A 5,101-nucleotide genomic window follows, 5' to 3' on the forward strand; every position below is an offset into this window, starting at 1 on the left:
CCCCCGTGACCTGCGCGAACAGGCCACGTAGATCGCCATTAAGAGCTATGAGATGTTCTGGTGGTGACATGGTGGTGACGTTGCGACGGCAACTACATGTCGCTCTTTCGGTCGCGGTTACGGACTGTAAAAACCGATGATCGACGGCATGTCCGTATCCCGGGGCTGTTGTGGCTTCCCTGGCGCACCCGATGTGCGGCAGCCTGGCGACGGCGGGAGGGGAGGTCTGCGATGAGCCGGTATGCCTACGACCCTGGCCAGCGTGCCCTCCTCGTCTCCTGGGCTACTGGAACCGGGGATCTGGCCGCAACCGTCGCCACGCTCCCCACGGCCGTTGTCGAGCGCGACGCCTTCCGGTTGGCCGAACAGTTGACCTTCCTGGCTGCGGCGGCGTGGCGTACCTACACCCATCCGGCCAGTGCCACACCGAGTCTGCGTGTCGGCAGCGAAGGCTGGCGTCGCGCCAGCGACCGCACAGCATTCGCCAGTGTGCTCGCCGTGATCCGGCGCCCTCACCTACCTCACAACGGCACCCTGCTGCAGTCCTATGTGATCGTCGAAGAAGCTGCACACCGCGTCGGGCGCGCCCTCCACGCGATCGGGAACCAGAACCTCACCGAACAGATCCTCGCTGATGTCTCCGCGGAGCTCGACGCCGTCGAGCAGGCTGAACGCGGTGACCTCTCCGGACGGGCCCGCCAGGCCATCGCCCTGACCCGCGCCGACGCCTCCCCCCTCCAGGTCGCTGCCGCCGACGTGCTCCTGGCTGACAATCCCTTCGGGGACAGTCGTTTGTTCACCGAGGTGGAGCCCACCGCCGCCGCGGTCGCAGCCGCTCACTGGCTGCACGTCGCCGCCACGGTCACGGCACGCCAGACCGGACTTGATCCCACCCAGGTCCTCGTTGAGGCGGACAATATCGAGGCGCTTCCCCACGAAAGTCCCACCGTCGTCCTGGAACACATCACCGCCGCCAAGTGCGGCTGGAGTACCAAGTGCGGCTGTAGTACAAGTGCGGCTGTAGTAGCAGTGAGGCTTCGCCTCGGACCGCCGAGCAGCGCGGCTGGGCTGGCGGCCCCGGTGCCGGCCGGCGCATCCTGGCGACCGTAGCCGTGTCAGGAGGCCGGTCATGGGTGCGCATACGGTGACGGTCAACGAGGTGCTCGACGGGCACGTGGCGCTGGACATCCAGTGCCTGGACCGGATCTATCTCAACGCCTACGTGCCGACGTTGCAGACCAGCGCGCAGGTCACGGCGTTCCTGTCCGGTCACCTGGGCTACCCGTTTCCGTCGCCGGCGCTGTTCAACCAGATCGGCCAGCGGTTCCGCCGCGCGGTCGCCTCGTTCGCCGAGGCCAACGGCCTCCCGTGGGTGCGCTTCGGCAGGGACGACGTGGGCGGCAAGCTGGAGCTGATGCGTCCGCATCTGGATCGCCAGGCCGCGACCGGACGGTCCGGGGTCGCCGCGACCTGGGTGGCCCAGGAGTTCCAGCGGGTCTGGACCGCCTACGAACGCCACACCGCCACCGGGGCGGTGCAGTGGTCGTTCACCAAAACCGACCGGCGGGTGTCCTGCTCCTACTTCTCCGTGTGGGACGCCGACTTCGGCCCGGCGTTCATCAAGATGTGCAGCTACTTCCCGTATCCGGCGAAGATCTGGCGGGGCGGGCACGCGTGGGCCAAACGCCAGGCGACCCGGGCCGGGATCGGCTTTGCCGAGCTGTCCAACGGGTTCGCCGCCGCCGCCGGCCCGGCCGCGCTGCAGGAGATCTGCGACCGGCTGAACCCGGGCGCGATCGACGTGTTCGTGCAGCGCTGGCTGGCCCGGCTGCCGTTGCCGCTCACCGCCACCGACCGGGACGCCGGCTACTGGTGGGAAACCTCCATGCGCCAGATCGAGATCTCCCGCACCCTCGTGTTCGACGCGCCCCGGCACGCCCGCGGCTTCTTCGAGGCGCTCATCGCCGACAACCTCGACCTCGGCCGCCCGCACAACGGGGAAATCATCTTCGGACGCCTCATCCGCCGTGACATGAAGGGAACCTTCCGCACCGCGATCGACCGCCGCGACAACGGCGGTGGCGTGGTCAACGTCTTCTACAAGCACTCCCGCATCAAGCAGTACCTCAAGGACGGTCGGGCCATGCGGATCGAGACCGTCATCAACGCCCCGCGGGACCTGGGCTGCAACGCCCGCCTGCGCCACCTGCCCGAGCTGCAGTCCAAGGCCCGTGCGGCCAACCGCCGGATCCTGGACGCTGAACGGGTCGGCCAGGGCTGTGTCCTCGCGAGTCCGGCCTTCGAGCGGATCACGCACCCCACCGTCGACACGGAGGGGCGGCGGACCCCGGCCCTGCGGTTCGGTGATCCACGGGTCATGGCCCTGACCGGCGCCCTGTGTCAGACGCTGCTCACCGCGACCGGCTTCACCAACAAGAACCTACGTGTCCTGATCGCTGGGCTGCTCGGCAGCGACTACCGCCCCGGCCAGAGGACCTATGACCTGCGCCGGCTGCGCCTGGCCGGCCTGATCCGCCGGCTACCGCACCGCAACCGCTACACGCTCACCGACGACGGCATCCGCATCGCCGTCTTCTACACCAAGGTCTACAACCGGCTCCTCGTCCCGCTTACCGCGGCCGACCAGCCCCAGGCCCCACCCGAGCTGCGCGACGCGCTCCGCATCCTCGATCGCCACGTCGACAGCTACATCGACCACGCCCGGCTCGCACCCGCAGCCTGAAACGTGACACAGATGTGAAGAACCCACAGACCAAAGATCGCTAGTCGACGTCGACGCGCTCCTTGAAGATGTCCGAGCTCTCGCACTCCGTCAGCTCGCCGACGAAGCGAGCCTGACCGCGGTTGAGCAGGTAGACGTAGTCCCCACGGGCGAGCACCCGCGTGACGTACCGCTCGACCAGCAGCAGACTGGAGCCTTCCTGAGCCAGCAGGTCGAGAAAGGCGAAGATCTCGTCCACCACAGCGAGCGCCAGTCCCATCGACACCTCGTCCAGCAGGAGCAGGCGCGGGCTCGAGAACAGGTGTGCCTGAACCGCCGACCCAGATCCCTCGATCATGATGACCGCCAGAATCGAAGTTCGCCTCGGACTCCGCCACGGCGGGTCGCAGTTGTCCGCAGTTTGGGCAGTCATTGTGGTCACCAGAACGGCGCCGCTCACGACCGCGAGCAGCCTTGCAACGGGCTTCAGCGCCATCGTCTCCCTGCCCAGGTGCACGGCCCACGAGTCGCCGCCCTCACACCTGTCGATCTGTGATTTTTCTCACTTATCCTTCCTCCGTTTTGAGTTAATGACCCTTTGAGTGCTTTTCATCCCACGAGAAGTGCTTGCAAGACGTTAGTTTCTAACTATAATTCGTTTTTGGAGAGGGGAAGCGGTGAACAAGATCGTCGGCAGTGCCGCCGAAGCGGTCACGGATATCGCCTGCGGGTCGTCGCTGGCCGTTGGCGGGTTCGGGCTCTGCGGCATCCCGCAGGCTCTCATCGAGGCGCTGTTGGAAACCGGGGTCGACGACCTCAAGACGGTCTCCAACAACTGTGGCGTCGACGGGTGGGGCCTGGGCTCGCTTCTGCGAGCCAAACGGATCAGCCGCACCACGGGCTCCTACGTCGGGGAGAACAAGGAGTTCGAGCGGCAGTTCCTGTCCGGCGAGCTCGAGGTCGAACTGGTCCCGCAGGGCACGCTCGCCGAGCGGCTCCGTGCCGGCGGCGCGGGTATCCCCGCCTTCTACACCCCCGGTGGCGTCGGGACACAGGTCGCCCTCGGGGGGCTTCCTCTCCGGTACGACGGGTCGGGTGGCGCGGCGAAGGCGTCGGAGCCCAAGGAAGTCCGCACCTTCGACGGTGTGGAGTACGTGCTGGAGCACGCGATCGTCTGCGACTACGCCCTCGTGCATGCCCGCTACGGCGATCGGCACGGCAACCTCGTCTACGAGAAGTCGGCGCAGAACTTCAACCCACTCTGCGCCGCTGCGGGTCGCGTGACGATCGCGGAGGTCGAGGAGGTCGTGGAGCCCGGCGACCTGGATCCGGCCCTGGTGCACACCCCGGGAATCTTCGTGCAGCGCGTGGTGCAGGTGTCCGTGGAGAAGCGGATCGAGCGGAGGACCGTCCGTGCTGTCTAGGGACGAGCTGGCAGCGCGGGTCGCCCTCGAGCTCGCGGACGGGCAGTACGTCAACCTCGGGATCGGCCTGCCTACCCTGGTACCCAACTACGTGCCGGACGGCGTACACGTCGTGCTGCAGTCCGAGAACGGCATGCTCGGCGTCGGGCCGTACCCGACCGAGGACGCCGTCGACCCCGACCTCATCAACGCTGGCAAGGAGACCGTCACCCTCAATAAGGGCGGCTCGTACTTCGACAGCGCGACGTCGTTCGGGATGATCCGCGGCGGTCACATCGACGTCGCGATCCTCGGCGCCATGCAGGTGTCGGAGAAGGGCGACCTGGCCAACTGGATGATCCCCGGAAAGATGGTCAAGGGGATGGGCGGCGCGATGGACCTCGTGCACGGAGCCAAGCGCTCAATCGTGATGATGGAGCACGTCACCAAAGACGGCTCACCCAAGATCGTACGAGAGTGCTCGCTGCCCTACACAGGCCGCGCGTGCATCCAGCGCGTCATCACCGACCTCGCTGTGCTCGACATCGAGCCCGCAGGACTGGTGCTGCGCGAGCTCGCACCGGGCGTGACCGTCGACGACGTCCGGGCCGTCACCGAGCCCGACTTCGCCGTCGCGCTCTGGTGCTGGATTCCTCCGGTCTACCCCGGCCTTGAGGAACCCAGCATCTAAGCGAGGAGGAACAGCGAGATCGTCACGGCGCAGACGGCGACGCAGTACCCCTCGAACAACCCGCGCAAAACCGCCGGTGCGTTGCGGAGGTCCATGAAGTAGAGACCAACGAGCCTGGCCTTGAACAGCGCGACGACCAGGATCGCAACGCTCGCCATCCGATGCCCGTCGTTGCTGAGGCCATGGTCGGTACCCAGCACCCAAGACAGCGACGTCGCAAGGACGAGGATGAGCCACACACCGGTCGCACGCGTGCGCACCACGGAACTCATCGTTCACCTCACC

At 66.9% G+C, this 5,101-nt stretch carries 6 protein-coding genes; 4 read left to right on the plus strand and 2 right to left on the minus strand.

Annotated elements, in window-relative coordinates; genetic code table 11:
- The first annotated feature begins 231 nt into the window (after positions 1 to 231).
- Both NBW84_RS22405 and NBW84_RS22410 read left to right on the plus strand, forming a co-directional pair.
- The gene (locus NBW84_RS22405) at positions 232 to 1,110 is read left to right on the plus strand and encodes a hypothetical protein (protein WP_250287180.1); all 879 of its coding nucleotides are present in this window, start codon (positions 232 to 234) and stop codon (positions 1,108 to 1,110) included.
- A 19-nt stretch (positions 1,111 to 1,129) separates the two neighbouring features.
- Positions 1,130 to 2,743, plus strand: a complete 1,614-nt coding sequence (locus NBW84_RS22410) for a hypothetical protein (RefSeq protein ID WP_250287182.1) — start codon at positions 1,130 to 1,132, stop codon at positions 2,741 to 2,743.
- A gap of 40 nt (positions 2,744 to 2,783) precedes the next feature.
- On the opposite strand, the gene NBW84_RS22415 is transcribed toward NBW84_RS22410, so the two are convergent.
- Entirely contained in the window at positions 2,784 to 3,080 is a 297-nt protein-coding gene (locus NBW84_RS22415; protein WP_250287184.1) for a hypothetical protein, read from the minus strand.
- Between the two features lie 319 nt (positions 3,081 to 3,399).
- Here NBW84_RS22415 and NBW84_RS22420 point away from each other — a divergent pair, with 319 nt between their 5' ends.
- Complete coding sequence (locus tag NBW84_RS22420; RefSeq protein ID WP_131790693.1) at positions 3,400 to 4,146, plus strand: CoA transferase subunit A; 747 nt, start codon at positions 3,400 to 3,402, stop codon at positions 4,144 to 4,146.
- Positions 4,136 to 4,816 (plus strand): CoA transferase subunit B, encoded by a 681-nt coding sequence (locus NBW84_RS22425; protein WP_250287186.1) that lies wholly within the window; start codon positions 4,136 to 4,138, stop codon positions 4,814 to 4,816. Before NBW84_RS22420 ends, NBW84_RS22425 begins: the two co-directional genes overlap by 11 nt.
- On the opposite strand, the gene NBW84_RS22430 is transcribed toward NBW84_RS22425, so the two are convergent.
- Positions 4,813 to 5,088 carry a cytochrome C oxidase subunit IV family protein gene (locus tag NBW84_RS22430; RefSeq protein WP_131790692.1) on the minus strand — a complete coding sequence of 92 codons (276 nt, stop codon included), beginning with the start codon at positions 5,086 to 5,088 and terminating at the stop codon, positions 4,813 to 4,815. The genes NBW84_RS22425 and NBW84_RS22430 overlap by 4 nt on opposite strands.
- Positions 5,089 to 5,101 lie beyond the last annotated feature (13 nt).

This window comes from Protofrankia sp. CiP1_Cm_nod2, assembly GCF_920664355.1.
GTDB lineage: Bacteria > Actinomycetota > Actinomycetes > Frankiales > Frankiaceae > Protofrankia.